At 58.4% G+C, this 15,848-nt stretch carries 14 protein-coding genes; 9 read left to right on the plus strand and 5 right to left on the minus strand.

The features are described 5' to 3' along the window. Nucleotides 1–41: 41 nt before the first annotated feature. Nucleotides 42–932, minus strand: a complete 891-nt coding sequence (locus WFJ47_RS12375) for an SDR family oxidoreductase (RefSeq protein WP_336763370.1) — start codon at nucleotides 930–932, stop codon at nucleotides 42–44. 95 nt (nucleotides 933–1,027) lie between these two features. Between WFJ47_RS12375 and WFJ47_RS12380 the strand changes: the two genes are divergently transcribed. Both WFJ47_RS12380 and WFJ47_RS12385 read left to right on the plus strand, forming a co-directional pair. Beyond that, entirely contained in the window at nucleotides 1,028–1,852 is an 825-nt protein-coding gene (locus tag WFJ47_RS12380; RefSeq protein WP_336763372.1) for a helix-turn-helix transcriptional regulator, read from the plus strand. 620 nt (nucleotides 1,853–2,472) lie between these two features. After that, complete coding sequence (locus WFJ47_RS12385) at nucleotides 2,473–5,676, plus strand: Hint domain-containing protein (protein ID WP_336763374.1); 3,204 nt, start codon at nucleotides 2,473–2,475, stop codon at nucleotides 5,674–5,676. A gap of 445 nt (nucleotides 5,677–6,121) precedes the next feature. Here the strand turns inward: WFJ47_RS12385 and WFJ47_RS12390 are convergent, their stop codons facing one another. Continuing rightward, nucleotides 6,122–6,826, minus strand: a complete 705-nt coding sequence (locus WFJ47_RS12390; protein WP_336763376.1) for a DUF4410 domain-containing protein — start codon at nucleotides 6,824–6,826, stop codon at nucleotides 6,122–6,124. Nucleotides 6,827–7,026: 200 nt separating this feature from the next. Here WFJ47_RS12390 and WFJ47_RS12395 point away from each other — a divergent pair, with 200 nt between their 5' ends. Next, nucleotides 7,027–7,695, plus strand: coding sequence for an AraC family transcriptional regulator (locus tag WFJ47_RS12395; protein ID WP_336763509.1), 669 nt, complete (start codon nucleotides 7,027–7,029; stop codon nucleotides 7,693–7,695). 162 nt (nucleotides 7,696–7,857) lie between these two features. Here WFJ47_RS12395 and WFJ47_RS12400 read toward each other — a convergent pair whose 3' ends face one another. Next, entirely contained in the window at nucleotides 7,858–8,622 is a 765-nt protein-coding gene (locus WFJ47_RS12400; protein WP_336763377.1) for a cupin domain-containing protein, read from the minus strand. Further along, nucleotides 8,619–9,653, minus strand: a complete 1,035-nt coding sequence (locus WFJ47_RS12405) for a zinc-binding alcohol dehydrogenase family protein (RefSeq protein WP_336763379.1) — start codon at nucleotides 9,651–9,653, stop codon at nucleotides 8,619–8,621. Before WFJ47_RS12405 ends, WFJ47_RS12400 begins: the two co-directional genes overlap by 4 nt. A gap of 100 nt (nucleotides 9,654–9,753) precedes the next feature. Here WFJ47_RS12405 and WFJ47_RS12410 point away from each other — a divergent pair, with 100 nt between their 5' ends. Together WFJ47_RS12410 and WFJ47_RS12415 are read left to right on the plus strand one after the other, a co-directional pair. Continuing rightward, complete coding sequence (locus tag WFJ47_RS12410) at nucleotides 9,754–10,149, plus strand: helix-turn-helix domain-containing protein (RefSeq protein ID WP_336763380.1); 396 nt, start codon at nucleotides 9,754–9,756, stop codon at nucleotides 10,147–10,149. 24 nt (nucleotides 10,150–10,173) lie between these two features. Beyond that, nucleotides 10,174–11,166, plus strand: a complete 993-nt coding sequence (locus WFJ47_RS12415) for an MDR family oxidoreductase (protein WP_336763381.1) — start codon at nucleotides 10,174–10,176, stop codon at nucleotides 11,164–11,166. A 179-nt stretch (nucleotides 11,167–11,345) separates the two neighbouring features. Here the strand turns inward: WFJ47_RS12415 and WFJ47_RS12420 are convergent, their stop codons facing one another. Beyond that, the gene (locus tag WFJ47_RS12420) at nucleotides 11,346–12,242 is read right to left on the minus strand and encodes a LysR family transcriptional regulator (RefSeq protein WP_336763382.1); all 897 of its coding nucleotides are present in this window, start codon (nucleotides 12,240–12,242) and stop codon (nucleotides 11,346–11,348) included. Between the two features lie 101 nt (nucleotides 12,243–12,343). Between WFJ47_RS12420 and WFJ47_RS12425 the strand changes: the two genes are divergently transcribed. The 4 genes from WFJ47_RS12425 to WFJ47_RS12440 all read left to right on the plus strand — a co-directional run bounded on the left by WFJ47_RS12425 (nucleotide 12,344) and on the right by WFJ47_RS12440 (nucleotide 15,481). Next, nucleotides 12,344–13,366, plus strand: coding sequence for a polysaccharide deacetylase family protein (locus WFJ47_RS12425; RefSeq protein WP_336763383.1), 1,023 nt, complete (start codon nucleotides 12,344–12,346; stop codon nucleotides 13,364–13,366). A gap of 28 nt (nucleotides 13,367–13,394) precedes the next feature. After that, nucleotides 13,395–14,111, plus strand: coding sequence for an SDR family oxidoreductase (locus WFJ47_RS12430; RefSeq protein ID WP_336763384.1), 717 nt, complete (start codon nucleotides 13,395–13,397; stop codon nucleotides 14,109–14,111). Between the two features lie 3 nt (nucleotides 14,112–14,114). Beyond that, the gene (locus tag WFJ47_RS12435; RefSeq protein ID WP_336763385.1) at nucleotides 14,115–14,651 is read left to right on the plus strand and encodes an ester cyclase; all 537 of its coding nucleotides are present in this window, start codon (nucleotides 14,115–14,117) and stop codon (nucleotides 14,649–14,651) included. Between the two features lie 431 nt (nucleotides 14,652–15,082). Beyond that, nucleotides 15,083–15,481 carry an MAPEG family protein gene (locus WFJ47_RS12440; RefSeq protein ID WP_336763386.1) on the plus strand — a complete coding sequence of 133 codons (399 nt, stop codon included), beginning with the start codon at nucleotides 15,083–15,085 and terminating at the stop codon, nucleotides 15,479–15,481. Nucleotides 15,482–15,848 lie beyond the last annotated feature (367 nt).

The raw sequence follows: 15,848 nt of genomic DNA on the forward strand, positions 1-15,848 counted from the left end.
CTACCGCAGGGCGGTAACGTCCAGTGACGTCCGGGTGTGTGTCATTTTCGCTCTGCCATCGATTTGAGGCTCTCAAGAAGGGAACGGCCTGTCGGGCACCAACCCAGACGCTTGTACGTCTTCTCGCTGGAAGCGATCATGTCCTTGGCAATGAACCCATAGAGCCATCCAAAATGATCCCGTGCCTCGCTCTCTGACAGTGAGACGACCGGGAGATCAAGTCTTTCCCCAATCGTTTCAGCGATTGAGCACAGCGTTACGCCTTCTTCGGCCGTTGCGTGATACCGTGCCCCCGCGGTTGGATTTTCCAGGGCGAGGCGGTAAAGACGCGCTGTATCGCCAAGAGCAGCCGCCGACCAACGATTGGTGCCTGAGCCAAGATAGGCCACGCGGCCTGTTCTGCGGGCCAGATCAACAAGGAATGTGACCAATCCTTGACGGTGCGTATCATGAATTTGAGACAGACGGACCAATGAAACGTTGATGCCATCTGCAACGAGGCCTGCCACCACACGCTCAGACACGGCTCGGGGGTTAGGATGATCCAGATTGGACACATCCTCATCTGCAAGCACCCCGGGTGTCTCCTCACCGAATAATGTGGTCGAGGTGACGACGAATGGGCGTTTGGTCCCGCGCAGCACCGATCCGATTGTCAGGATGGCACGGCTGTCCATCGTGCAGTTCTCGACGTAGCGAGAGAAATCATGGTCGAAAGCGGTATGAATAACGCCGTCACAAGAATTGGCGCCCGCTTGAAGCGCGGCTGAATCCTCAATCGTGCCACGATGGATTTCTGCACCTGCGGCAAGCAAACGTTGAGCGCCGGATTCAGAGCGGGTGAGGCCCAGAACCTGATGGCCCGCCGCGATCAATTCGGTAACGAGTCTGGTTCCAATGAAACCATTTGCACCGGTTAAAAAGACTCTCATTATCCATCTCCTGTGATCGTCTCCTCTGCTATCGCCTGACGCGCCTTCCTGTTATAGTAGTGATCGTATCATGGTATAGTGACTGATAGGCTCGCATGCCCGCTTCTCCATCCTTCGGTGCCTATCTCAGGGAAAAGCGGTCAAGGCTCGATCCGGTCGCTTCTGGTTTTCCCGCATCGCGCCGCCGTACCCCGGGTCTTCGCCGGGAAGAGGTCGCACAATGCGCCAATATCAGCGTGACTTGGTATACGTGGCTCGAGCAGGGGCGAGGAGGCGCACCCTCATCAGACGTCCTTGACCGTCTGACCAAGGGCATGAAGCTTACAGAACTAGAGCGGGAGCATCTCTACATGCTGGCGCTCGGCCGATTGCCTGAGATCCGATATCGGCAGGCTGACGCCATTACGCCTAGACTGCAGCGTGTTCTTGACGCGCTCACTTACAGGCCGGCAATCGTGAAGACGCCGCTTTGGGATGTTGTGGCGTGGAACAAGGCGGCCGCTGCGGTGCTGACCGACTACAGCACTTTACCGCCCGATCAACGCAACATCCTCAAGATCGTGTTCGGAACGCCGCGAGTTCGGGCGATGCAGACGGATTGGGATAATCTTGCGCGATCCGTGGTCGCAGCCTTCAGGGCAGATATCGTGCGCGCGGGCGCCTCTACCCTGGTCGATCAGCTGATCGACGAGTTGAGCGCCTGCAGCCCGGAGTTCAGTGCGCTATGGCAACAAAGCGATATCGAGAGTCATGCCGAGGGCACAAAGCGTCTGGTTCATCCGACAGCCGGCCTGATCGAATTGGAGTATTCCGGCTTCGCTGTTGAGGGACGCTCTGATCTGGGCCTGATCATCTACAGTCCGGCAACCCTGTCGGATCACGCGAGGGTAGCGGAACTCGTCGACCACTTCGGGCGCTGAACACGCCTACGATCGGCTTCGCTTTGTTTATCGAAGAAGCAAAGGGCGACCAGGCCGGCTGCTCCCTCCTCTCGTCTGTACGCCGCGGGAAACCGTATACCGGTTCATACAGGTGGCTTGGCGAGAGCTCTCAAGCCAGGACCGCTTTGCGGCGGAGTGAAGCCCTACAAACAATAAATGCCCCTGATGTCGATGCGGAAAATTTTTCAGGCACCTTCTTTGCTTATCGAATCGGTAGATATACTTATTAGTTTATTATTATATTTGTATATATTGACAAATACTGTGTTAACAAAGAGTTAAAGATACACGATTAGTCACTCACAAAGCCTCAGAAATCAGGACATGAATAAATATATCACAAGTGACATATGAATACTACCCACAGTCGCGCAGTACGACATAAATACAAAACGAGACACCTATAACATAGTTTGACATAAATTAGTGGTCTATGACGATATAATTATTTGTTATAACCATTTGTATTATATTACATACTCATCTTGTCTTACTTACAGAAATTTGTATTTCTAAAACATGGTTTGACATAAAAAAATACGTGCATTTTATGAGATAGTATTTCTACAAAACAAATCTCCCGAGTTATGAGATGTAAAATGACATCAAGTTCTGATTCTCGTTACGCAAATGTACTCCTCAATGGCGAGACCTGGGTCGCAAGTAACGTCAACGGAAAGACGGTCTATATCAGCGGCTCTACTGTTGTTGATGGCCCGGTGGTGCTTGCCGCATCAACCACGCTGATCGTTCAGTCTGGCGCTGTCGTTTCCGGCTTGCTGGCAGCGGGAGCGGTTGGCTCTCCGACCATCAGCGTCATGAATGGCGGCCAGTTGATCGACTCAGTGGTCAATACGGGCATGGTCTCGGTTGCGGCTGGAGGACTGACGGCCAATAACGACTTCAATGGCAATACGCTGACCTATGCCAGCGGTGCGAAGTCCGAGAATGACGTCTTCTATGCCACGACAGGCAAGAGCGGCACCGTGACCGTTCAGAACGGCGCTTCGGTTTCGGGAGCCCAGATCACCTCGAACATGACCTTGAGTGCCGCTGCCGGGGCCTCTCTCAGCCAGATCGTCGTGGGGTCGGGAGGGAGTGTGATTTCTGCCGGTGCGCCCGTATCGTCCAGCACGAGCAATGTGACCCTCAACCCTTCCGTGCAGAACCACAACACGATGAATACCGGCGGGTCGATCACGGGTGGGGACTGGATTGCGGTCAATAGTGGCGGCACGACCTATTATCAAAGCGGCACTGCCAAGCTGACCGGGCCCGTGTTTCTGACCAATGCCACGCTGACCATCACGTCCGGCGCCGTGGTCGACGGCATGTTGCAGGCCCAGCTGGGAAACCCGACCATCACCATTCAGAGTGGCGGTGTGCTCACACACTCGACCCTGAATAATGGGTATGTCACCGTCCAGAACGGCGGCGTCATGTCCGGCAATTACGGAAACTCGGCACAGGTCACCGTCTCCTCCGGGGGCAAATCAATCAACGATACGTTCGACACCCAATACGGCGGCCGAGATCAGGTCACGGTACTGAATGGTGGTAGTATCGAGGGTGTTACGGTCAAGAACTCGACCCTTGTTGCCTCGAGCGGGGCGCATGTCGGTAGTTTCACTAATTCGGATTCCGGTGTCGTTCAGATTTTAAATGGGGCCAAGGTCGGAAGCGCCTCTACGATCACGACGAACCAGGCGACCATTGATCAGAAATACAAGCAGGTTTTCCTCAATGGCGAGACCTGGGTCGCAAGTAACGTCAATGGAAAGACGGTCTATATCAGCGGCTCTACTGTTGTTGATGGCCCGGTGGTGCTTGCCGCATCAACCACGCTGATCGTTCAGTCTGGCGCTGTCGTTTCCGGCTTGCTGGCAGCGGGAGCGGTTGGCTCTCCGACCATCAGCGTCATGAATGGCGGCCAGTTGATCGACTCAGTGGTCAATACGGGCATGGTCTCGGTTGCGGCTGGAGGACTGACGGCCAATAACGACTTCAATGGCAATACGCTGACCTATGCCAGCGGTGCGAAGTCCGAGAATGACGTCTTCTATGCCACGACAGGCAAGAGCGGCACCGTGACCGTTCAGAACGGCGCTTCGGTTTCGGGAGCCCAGATCACCTCGAACATGACCTTGAGTGCCGCTGCCGGGGCCTCTCTCAGCCAGATCGTCGTGGGGTCGGGAGGGAGTGTGATTTCTGCCGGTGCGCCCGTATCGTCCAGCACGAGCAATGTGACCCTCAACCCTTCCGTGCAGAACCACAACACGATGAATACCGGCGGGTCGATCACGGGTGGGGACTGGATTGCGGTCAATAGTGGCGGCACGACCTATTATCAAAGCGGCACTGCCAAGCTGACCGGGCCCGTGTTTCTGACCAATGCCACGCTGACCATCACGTCCGGCGCCGTGGTCGACGGCATGTTGCAGGCCCAGCTGGGAAACCCGACCATCACCATTCAGAGTGGCGGTGTGCTCACACACTCGACCCTGAATAATGGGTATGTCACCGTCCAGAACGGCGGCGTCATGTCCGGCAATTACGGAAACTCGGCACAGGTCACCGTCTCCTCCGGGGGCAAATCAATCAACGACACTTTCTACACGACCTATGGAGGCAATGACACAGTCACCGTTCTGAGTGGAGCGACTATCAGCGGGCCGTCTCTTTCCAATACGACACTGGTGGTATCGAGCGGCGCGAGCCTGATCGAGCCCGTCAATATCGGGTCGGGCGGTGCGGCGACGATCTACGGAACAGCAGAAGCCTGCTTCCTGCCGGGAACAATGATCGCCACGCCTATGGGCGAGGTGGCAATCGAGACACTTGCAGTTGGTGACGAGATCATCACTCTCGAACCCGGGACAGGTAATGCCGTCACACAACGCGTGACATGGGTTGGTAAGGGTCGGACAATCACAAATGGGTCCGCCTATGACGATCTTGCAGGATATCCTGTATGCGTTGCCAAGGACGCGATTGCTACGGGCGTACCCCACCGGGACGTTTATCTCACGGCGGAGCATTGTCTCTATGTAGACGGTCATCTCGTGCCAGTACGAACGCTCGTTAATGGGGGCTCGATCTATTACGATACCTCGCGTACAGACTACGAGTATTTCCATCTTGCGACGGAAAAGCATAGCGTCATCCTGGCTGACGGCATGCCGAGCGAAACATATCGGGATACCGGCAATGCCAGAGCCTTTTCACAGCATGGCAAGCTCGCTCGTCTGTCTTATCCTCAGATGAGTTGCTCGTCCCTCAGCCTGTGTACCGACCTGGCATTTCTGGAGACGCTATACAACAGGATCTCATCGCGTTCCGGGAATCAACCGTCGGCGCAACAGGCACGCGTCCTCACGAATGAACGTGACGTGCGTCTCATTACACCTTCCGGGCAGGTAGTGCGCGCCCTGCGGGCAAGTGCGAATCACATTGTCTTCAGGCTGCCTCCGCAGATCCAGAGTGTCCGTATCGCTTCCAATGCCTGCCGCCCATGCGACGCGATCGGACCTTTTCATGATGACCGTCGTCAACTCGGCGTTCTCGTGGGAGCCATCACCCTCTTCGATGCGTCGGACATGCGGTCGCTCGATGCACATCTAGGGGATGAGGCTTCTCGAGGCTGGCATGAGAGTGAAACTGCTGACGCGCGCTGGACCGACGGATATGCCTTGATCGCGCTGCCCGGTTCGACCGGGGATGGGGAGCGCATCCTGAGCATCGAGATCCGCGCAGGCGGTCCATATGTTGCGGAGACAACGACAGCTCTTGCCGTAGCCTGCTAAGACCCTGTGAGTCACGGGAAGCCTGTGTCCTGAGGCACAGTCTTCCCGACCTGTCTTGCCGGGCCACGATCGGAGGAATTTGTCCTGCCGATCACTGCGTCCTAAAATCCGCACGTCGTAGGACGAGCAACAAGCTTTTCATTATCGGGAAGCCACGGTGTATCGTGTCGCAGACAGATGATATACTTCTCCGCTCAGGCGGAGGATCGACCATAGTGGCGTAAAGCGCGCTGGCGAATGCCACGTATCGAGGAGGCATCTCACCTCCGTTGCTGGTGGTGTCGCCTCAGAAAGAAAATGTGAAGCAGAAATCCCAACTGCTGGCGGCGACGCATTGTCTTCGAAAAGCAGGAAACCGATCCTCGTCAGGACGCTTGCGTGGTGCGGTCGGGGGCACCCGACCACGCGTGCAATACGATGCAAGGCGGCTTCGGGTCAGATGAGGTCACGATCTGCTTGGAAACGACGCAGGCGAGCGAGGATAGACCCACCCTTGCTTGTCAAAGAGCTTCGCCAATTCGTCATCGATCCGCGCGGATGTCTGCCGTGCCTCCTGAGCCAAGCCTTGTCGAAGTGTTCCGGGGACACCCAATAGGGGGCCGACCATATGCACTGCCGTTCCTGCGGCACCTGCCGCAGACATAACCCCAATTCCGGCTCCCGGCATGGCACCAGTCGTGCTGTTCGTCCCGAAAGCGAGCAAGGGCTCGTTGGATGCTCGTGGAGCCGAAATCGTGATTCTGGTTCCAAGCACGGCCTTGCCCGCACCATACCCGACAAGAAGTCTCGCCATTGTGCTGCCGCTGCGTACGTCGGTCACGGCACATACGAGCACGAGGTCTGCCTGATCACCGGGACCGACAACGCTCAACCGCCGCGACGCCAATATCTGCGCAAGATCCTGTGCAAGCGCGTGTTCCGCCAAGGCAACATCATGCGCGTGAGTGGTGATCCGTGTCGGCCTGCGGGGCACAGGGCTTTCGTCGATAATCGAGACCGCAACGCTATGAGGCTGAGCAAGTTTGAGTTGTGCCGAACTCATTTCCTCGGCCCGTATATGGGTGCCTGCACAGCCTGATAGCAGGCAAATCAACGGCATGGTGAAGAGGAAGAGAGATGGAGAAACATTGTTGGGAGGTGCGTATTTCATGCGGACCACTATCGCGCCATTGCCAGCGACCCGATAACATTGCGAGGCCATAATTCGTTCGGATTGGGCCAAACGCGATATGGAGGCTTGCTCTGGAAACGCTCGACTATCTACCGATTGGCTGCGCGCTGATCTCCCGGCAGGACCGCGCGCGCAGCGACGAGATCGCGGCTCATCGCCATCCCCATGGCGAGATTTATATCGTCAAGGCGGGTCACCTTGTATCGGCGTCCACAGACGCACGCTGGTTGATCCCGGCAGGACAGGCCTATTGGGTGCCGCCCGCCATGCCTCATGGCGGTGCGCTCTGTGCGGCGGATGGTATCAAGGTCTATATCTCAACCGATCTCTCTCGAGACTTCTGTCCCCCCGTACCGCTTGCTTTCAGCGTCACGCCGCTCCTCTGCGCAATTATGGAACGTTGGGCGGAGGAGGCTTCCTTGGGCTTGCCCGATAGGCCGCTCGATCGCCACAGGCTCGCTCTCGTATCGGATGAGATGACCCGTGCCGTGACGCGACCGCTCATTCTGCCCATGCCTGCTCACGTCATCATGCGCGCTGTGATGTCGGAATGGGCCCGTGAGAGTGAAGAACAACTCTCGCTCGACGCACTTGCGCAGCGCTGCAGGATGTCGAGGAGGAGCTTCACGCGTCGATTCCGTTCGGAAACCGGGATGGCGCCCGGAGCCTGGATGCAGTGCGCCCGCATCCTCAGAGGGTGTGCTCTGATGTCAGAGGGCATATCCATAACCGAGACAGCGTATCGCCTGGGATACGAGAGCCCCTCGAGTTTTTTCAACCTTTGTCGCAAGATGACCGGGCTTAGCCCGAGCGCCCTTTTCAGATCAATCGACCAAGGCGATGCCTGAGGATTTGCATGACCGGCAAGCCAGCGCCGTCGGCGCAGGCAGTAGGAGCTTCCTCGCTCTGTCAAACTGCGTGAACCCATCCAGAATGGCGTGGTGCAGAGAACGGATGAGATAAGAGTCTGAGTCCGACGGTCCGTTCCGTTATGAAGCCGGAAAACGAACTTATATCCCGGCGATGAAAATCGGGCGAGTGTCGTTTGTCGTCTCAATAAAGGTAACATCGTCCTGAGCGCGACGGGGCGTATCGATTGCGAGGAAAACGGTAGAAGCATCGGTAAGTGCCGGAAGGGCATGAACCGCTCTTCTGGGAAAGACGAGAAGCTGGCCCGGAGCGAATGCGGCTTCGGTCATTGGATCATCGATCCAGAACGTTCCGCCGCCCGAGAGCACGTACAGTATCTCGTCACATCCAGTGTGATAATGCGCTGGCACAGCTTGATAGACCTTGAACACTCGGATGCTGCGGATCGGGCTGTCGGTCAGATAGGTGTCCAGCAACATCGTCTCCGATGTTTGCGGGAAGTCGCTGGCGACGGCGTGAAGGTCGAACCGACCGCCGGCGGGGAAATTGGAGCCATTTGTCATGCTGATAGCCTCTCTCTCGAGAAGAGTTGTGAGGGCTGTGGCGATCTGCCTCCGACATACCGCCCCGCCTGTGTCTTTCGCTGTAGCAACAAGCCCGTCAAGATGACGCAGTCCGGTTGTCACCGCTATTTCGGCCCGGGTTGGGCGGGTCTTCAGCTCCGCCCTCCACGCGCTTAAAGGCGCTCTCACCGCTATACCGAAACTCATCGCCACGTCGCCACGAGATGTGGATTTCTGCTGGAAGGGGGCATAGGGCGTGATGGAGACCGCCCTTTGTGCTGACAGGCGCGTATCACTTGGTGCTTGCCATCTTCCTTCCAGATCGGCCGCGCCGTCACTCATGCCCCATCTTCACCACTTGGGAAGCCTTCGAGCACGATTTTGCCCCGGGCGCGGCCGCTTTCGATCAAGGCGTGTGCATGCTGCAGATTTTCCGCATTGATGAGGCCGAAATGCTCGCCCAGCGTTGTGCGCAGGCGCCGTGCATCGATAAGCGATGCGATCTCGTTCAGAATTTTACCCTGATGATCCATATCAGCAGTCGTGAACAACGATCGCGTGAACATAGACTCCCAATGCAGCGAGAGGCTTTTGCGCTTGAGCGCGATGGCGTTGAGCTCAGTCGGATCGTCAATCACCCCGAAATGACCCTGAGGCGCCAGAAGCTCGATGATATCGGCGTAATGTTGGGTTGTCGCTGTTGTGGAGAAGACATAGCCCGGCGCACCGGTTTCCAGCGCCGCTGCCTGCGGAGCAAGCGGCTTGCGGTGATCGATAACATGATGCGCTCCAAGGCCCTGTACCCAATCCTTCGTTTCAGGGCGGGAGGCCGTGGCGATGACGGTAATATCGGTAAGGGCACGCGCGAGCTGGATAGCCATCGAACCGACACCCCCAGCGCCGCCGATGATGAGCAGGGAAGGGTGCGTGCCCGGAACGTCACGACGGATCTCCAGCCGATCGAACAGCATCTCCCAGGCGGTCAGCGCGGTGAGAGGCAGGGCGGCTGCCTGCGCCCAGTCCAGGCTTTGAGGTTTGCGACCAACGATACGCTCATCGACCAGATGCCTTTCGGCATTTGTGCCGGGACGCTGCAGGTCTCCCGCGTAGAAAACCTCGTCGCCAATCGCGAAATCACGCACGAGGGGACCGATTGCCCTGACGATGCCCGCGGCATCCCAGCCGAGAACGCGATATTCGCCCGGGGCCGGTCTGGCACCCGCCCGCATTTTCACGTCGACAGGATTGACCGAAATTGCGCGAATCTCGACCAGGATATCACGCCCGGTCGGGACGGGATCGGGCAGGACGATATCCTGCAATGTCGGCGCCCTCCCGTTCGGATGGGGCGACTGAAAACCAATTGCACGCATGATCTCTGCTCCATGGTTGTATGAAGCAGAGATGAGGTCTTATACTTCTCAAGCGCAAGAACGCACATATACTGTTCATAGTATCGGAAATGATACCGTCATGCCCCGCATCCGCCATAAGCGCCTCGATTGCAGCCCCGGCTGCGCGGTCGAGGCCACGCTCGAATTGATTGATGGAAAATGGAAGGGGGTGATCCTGTTCCATCTTCTGCAGGGTACGCTGCGTTTCAACGCCCTGCGCAAGCTTTTGCCCAACGCAACGCAGCGTATGCTCACAATGCAACTTCGGGAGCTAGAGGAGGACGGGTTCATCCATCGGGAAATTTATCCGCAAGTCCCCCCCAAGGTGGAATACAGCCTCACGGGGCATGGCAGAACGCTCGAGCCCGTGATTCTCGCGCTCAAGAGCTGGGGCGACACTCATACGGGCTTCGGCAAATCGAAAAGAGCCCCGGTGGCTCCCGAACAGATCGAGGCAGTGTCTGAAACGCAGTGATCTCTCGCGAAGAGGAACAGGTTCATGGCATCGGATTTCCCCGCCCTCGTGATCGCGAGGGATGAAACGGGCCGGCAGGAAGTCACGCTGCGCCAGATGCGTGAAAGCGACCTTCCTGCGGGGAACGTGACCGTGCAAGTCGCGTATTCCGCGCTCAATTACAAGGATGCGCTGGCAATCACGGGGCGCGCGCCCGTCATCCGACATTTCCCCATGGTGCCGGGCATTGACTTTGCTGGCACGGTGACGCGCAGTGATGATCCCGCCTTCTCATCGGGTGATCGTGTCGTGCTTAATGGCTGGGGGTTGGGTGAAAAGCACTGGGGCGGATTATCCGGCATGGCGCGCGTGTCAGGCGACTGGCTGGTTCACCTGACCGACACCTTGTCACCCCGTCAGTCAATGATAATCGGCACAGCGGGTTACACCGCCATGTTGTGCGTCATGGCACTTGAGCGCCATGGGATCCTACCCGGCAGCGGGCCTGTCATCGTCTCGGGAGCGTCAGGTGGTGTCGGCAGTATCGCGGTCAGGCTGCTTTCCCGTCTCGGTTATCGGGTCGAGGTTGTGACCGGGCGACCAGAGCATGGCACGTGGCTGCGCTCACTGGGTGCTTCAGAAATTCTTGAACGCACCATGTTCACCCAACCGGGCAAACCTCTCGCGCATGAGCGATGGGCAGGAGCGGTCGACACGGCGGGCGGGCAGATACTTGCCAATATTTGTGCGGGAATGGCAGCGCGCGGGGTCGTGACGGCATGCGGGCTGGCCGCTGGCATGGCATTCCCGGCAACAGTGGCTCCCTTCATTCTCCGTGGCGTTTCCCTGATCGGAATCGACAGCGTGTATTGTCCGCGCGCCCTCAGAGTGGAAGCGTGGCGACGCCTGTCTGAACAGGTCGATCATGCAGTGCTCGAGACCCTGGCACACGAAATCACGCTGCACGATGTCGAAGCGGCCGCGAACGACTTGCTGGAAGGGCGGCACCGGGGCAGGCTGCTGGTCGCGATCAAATGACGCGCAGCTATGGGTCTTGAAGCGAAAACGGGAAGCCAGATATGCCGCGAACCGGATGGATCGCCCGTCTGCCTATGAGGCGTGATAAACGCGACCTGGGCCGCCATTCGATCATGGGGTGCTGCACGCGTTCTGTCTTGATAGGCAACAGAACCAGATGCGGAGCGAGAGCGCACCTGTCAGCGCGCGTATACCTCGTTCCGAAGGCGCTCAGTGACCAAATCCAGAAATACACGCAATCGGTGAGGCATATGGCGACCGGCCGGGTAGATAGCGGAGACCGGGGCGGGCTCGCCATGCCATTGGGATAGCACGCGCACCAGCGTACCATCGCTCAGGTCCTGTGCCACGTCGATGCCGGATTTGAATATCAGTCCCAACCCCATACGCGCCCAGTCATGGGCCACGTCGCCGCTGTCAGTGTAGAGCCTGCCTGAGGGGCGTATCGTCATCCTGCGTCCACTGGGCCCGATCAGTTCCCAGTCCATGATGCTGCCGTAACGCAGCACATCATGCCGCGATAGCACCTCTGGCGACAATGGGGTGCCATATCGGGCGAGATAATCAGGACTGGCGACGATCACGCGGCAGCTATCGGCCAGCTTCCTGATGCGCAAACTTGAGTCAGTTACGGCCCCGATACGGATCACGACATCCAGCGATTCATCGACGAGCCCCGCAATGCGGTCGCTCAGATGAAGATCAATCCTCAGATTCGGCCATTGCGCCATCAGTGCGGCGCAGAGGGGGGCGATCACGCGGCGTCCGAGCGCTGCGGGAGCACCGACCCGCAATAGGCCATGGGGCTCGCGTCGACGCTCCGTGAACTGGGCTTCAATATCGTCCACCCCCGTCAGGATGGTGTGCGCGCGTTCAAGCAGGAAAGCGCCTTCCTCCGTCAGGGAAGACTGGCGGGTAGTGCGTATGAAGAGAGTGACGCCAAGCCGTTTTTCTAGCCCTGCCAAGCGCTTGCTGGCCATGTTGACAGCCAAGCCGAGTTCGCGCGCAGCCCCCGTGATGCTGCCATGGTGCGCGATCCTTGTGAAAAGCCGCAAATCTGACAGGGCGTCGAGCATGGTTATTTCCTGAGGGGAGAATATCATTCTCCTTACCGACGGCTACTCTCCTAACGAAGGCAACGGCAATTTCTCAACCAGAAACGGAGGAGAAACGCATCATGGCCGAGACAGAAGCCCGCAATAAGTATGCCCTATCCCGCCGCAGCCTGATGATGGCGGGCGGCGCAGCAGCAGGAGCGGGGCTGGCCGAGCGCACAGGGCAGGCCCGCGCAGCAATACCGTCGGAACAGAAGGAAGGCGACTTCTGGCCGGATCGAGCGCGGCTCGCCATCAGCCTGTCTCTCATGTTCGAGGGGGGCGGTCAGCCGATCTCGGGCGCCGGCGGGGTCATTCCTGACCCGATCGCACAGCATGTCCCGGATCTGCCAACCAATGCGTTTTTCGCCTACGGACATTACGAGGGCATACCGCGGCTGCTCGAACTGATGGACAGACACGAGATCAAGCTCAGTTCGTTCATGATTGGCGATGCTGTCGAGACCGCACCTGACCTCGCGAGGGAGATCGTCAGGCGTGGCCATGAGGCCGCTGCCCATGGTCGTCGCTGGGAGAACTCCTATCAGCTATCGCCCGATGAGGAGAAACGCTTCATCGCCAGCAGCGTGGAGACGATCCATCGGATTACAGGCCAGCGAGCCGTAGGGTGGAATGCCTACTGGATGCGTAACTCGGTGCATATCCTCGAAAGCCTGCAGGAGCTCGGCTTTCTCTACCATATCGATGAGCCGAGCCATGATGAGCCGTTCATCATTCCGGTGCGGGACCGCGATTTCGTGACAGTCCCCTATACATTCCACATGAACGACATCGTTTCCTTCCCCTTCCAGGGGTGGGATCCGGGGGCTTATGAGCAGGCATTGAAGGACGAGTTCGATCAGCTTTATGACGAGGGCGCAACGCGCCGTCGCATGATGGTGATCAGCCTGCATGACCGGATTTCGGGCCATGCAGGGCGGGTGAGGGCGCTTGATCGTTTCCTCACTTACGCGCGCAGCAAGCCCGGTGTCTGGTTCGCCCGCAAGGACGAGATTGCCCGACACGCCCTCGCCACACGATCAGTCACCCCGGTGCTGCATCGCGGCTCCCCCCTTGTCACCGGCCTGCCAGGAACTTTGGCCTGAAATGACCGCACTTCGAGGAACTATTCCCATGACCTACGACCTAAACGGTAAGCGGATTCTTGTCATCGGTGGCAGTTCGGGCATTGGGCTCGCGGCCGCCCGGTCCGCCCTGATGAAGGGGGCGCTTGTCACGATCGCATCCCGCTCTTTGGAGAAACTCGAACGTGCTCGCGCCGAGCTTGGTGACGCCTGCCGATGCACGGTGCTCGATATAAGAGACTTCGATGCTGTCGCAGCCTTCTTCAACGCATATCCCGAATGGGATCACGTCGTCATTTCGGCAGCGCAGACACCCAGCGGGCCGATAAGGAGCCTGTCGATGCAGGAAGCCCGTCAGGCGGTTGATAGCAAATTCTGGGGGGCTTATCACGTCGCCAAGGCGGCACGGCTCTCGGCTTCGGGCAGCCTGAGCCTGGTGTCAGGGTTCCTGAGCGTTCGCCCCTCCGCATCCTCCGTACTCCAGGGGGCGATCAATGCTGCTCTTGAAGGGTTGGTTCGTGGGTTGGCGCTCGAACTGTCACCCGTCCGCGTGAATGCCGTCTCGCCGGGGCTTATTGATACGCCACTTTGGGCCAAGATGGACGAGGGCAAGCGCGCCGCCATGTTCGCGCGGGCAGGGGAGCACCTTCCGGCAGGTCGGGTGGGCAACGCTGAAGATATCGCGCAGGCGATCCTGTTTGTAATGCGTAACGGCTTCGCCACGGGCTCTACGGTGCGCGTCGATGGTGGCGGAGCGATAGGCTGACTCATGCGTAAAATCCTCTTCGCCCTCACACTGTCGGCGCTTCCTGCCTACGCGCGTGCTGCACCTGTCGGCACTCCGGCAATCATCACAGGGATCGTGCTTCCAGCGCCGCAGCAACCCGAAGACGCGCGGGAAACGCTTGAGGCGGCACGCGCATTTTATGATTTCTGGAATACTGGAGACCGGTCTCTTTTGAGACGGGCTATCGCGCCAGGCTTCGTTGATCATACGCCGCCGCCGGGCCGCGTTGCCGGCCCAGAGGGTCCGGCCCTTGCCGCCCGGGAGTTCCTGAAGGCGATTCCAGATCTTCAGGTGACCGTGACACGGATGGTCTTGTCGGGACCCTATGTCACTGTACACATGCATTTTGACGGTCATTTTACCGGCTCGATGGGGGGGCATCTTGGACGGGGCCAGACGATCCATTTCATCGCAACCGATCTGCTGAGGGTAACCAGGGGACGGATCACGGATAACTGGCATCTGGAGGATAATCTGGCCCTTCAGACAGAGATGGGCCTTATACAGCACGTGCCGTGACCGGATGCCAACTCGTTGGAAGCCTTCCCATGGTTGATGAGAAAAGTCAGGACGCATCTCAAGAGCAACGGGACCAACGCAATCAAGCAAGGCCGTGGCCCGGACCGGCACGTGGGGTCGAGCAGGTCGTTCATTTGGCGTTCGGAGCGCGGCGCCGAACGACGATTGCCCAGCCATCGAGACGTTGGTGACGACAGAGCTCCCCGGAAGGTTATCCGTGAATGCGGTCGCCCGACGCGAGACTTCCGGAAACCCGCGAACCACTTCCCTTTCGATCTTCTGCACGTGTCACTCCCTAAGCCCGGTGTTCGGGACAAGCTTTCTCAGGGGCTGGAACATCGTCTGTGATCAAACGTAATGACCGCGCGTGCGGACGGTGTCAGCATCTGTTGCGCCCTCACAGTTCATCCACACCATCATCGAGAGGCCCCATGGTCCATCCGGAATACGATATAATCGCTGGCGTGATTATACTGGCGCTGGTCAATATCCTCTGGGCAGGCGCTGCAAAGACACGGCAATACGGGACAAAATGGAACACGGGCGCACGCGATGCGGAGATGCCCGCGTTGCAGCCGCTTCCTGCGCGCCTGGCCCGCGCCCAGGCCAATCTCTTCGAGACCCTGCCGCTTTTTGTTGCGGCGATGCTGGGCGCCCTTCTGGCAGGTCATGAAGGCTGGAAGACCATGTGGGGCGGATTTATCTATCTTGGCGCGCGCATTGCCTATCTGCCGCTCTATGCTGCGGGTATTCCGGTCATACGCACGCTCGTTTTCATGTGCTCTCTGATCGGCTTGCTGCTGGTTCTCTGGGCGTTGATGGCAGGCTAAGCGCTCCATCCGGTCATAGCCGCGGAGGACAGGATATCATTCTGCCCGAGGCGCGCCTTGGAGATATCAGGGAGGGAGGCTTCCATATCTCGGATCATTTTCTACACCCCCCTTCAACGAGGGCGGATCGTGCGCTGGATGCTCGAAGAAACGGGACAACCCTAAGAGACCGGAGTGTTGGCGTTCGGGCCGCAAATGAAATCAGCAGACTATCTCGCCACCAATCCCATGGGCGAGGTTCCTGTGCCCGAGCATGGTGAGGCGATTTTTACCGAGGTCGCTGCCTGCCGCGCCTATCTCGCGTCAACATTTCCCGAACGTCGGCTTTCTCCCGCTCCGGGGACTGTTGAGAGCACAGCGTACCATC

This window comes from Asaia sp. VD9 (assembly GCF_037150015.1).
Taxonomy (GTDB): domain Bacteria; phylum Pseudomonadota; class Alphaproteobacteria; order Acetobacterales; family Acetobacteraceae; genus Asaia.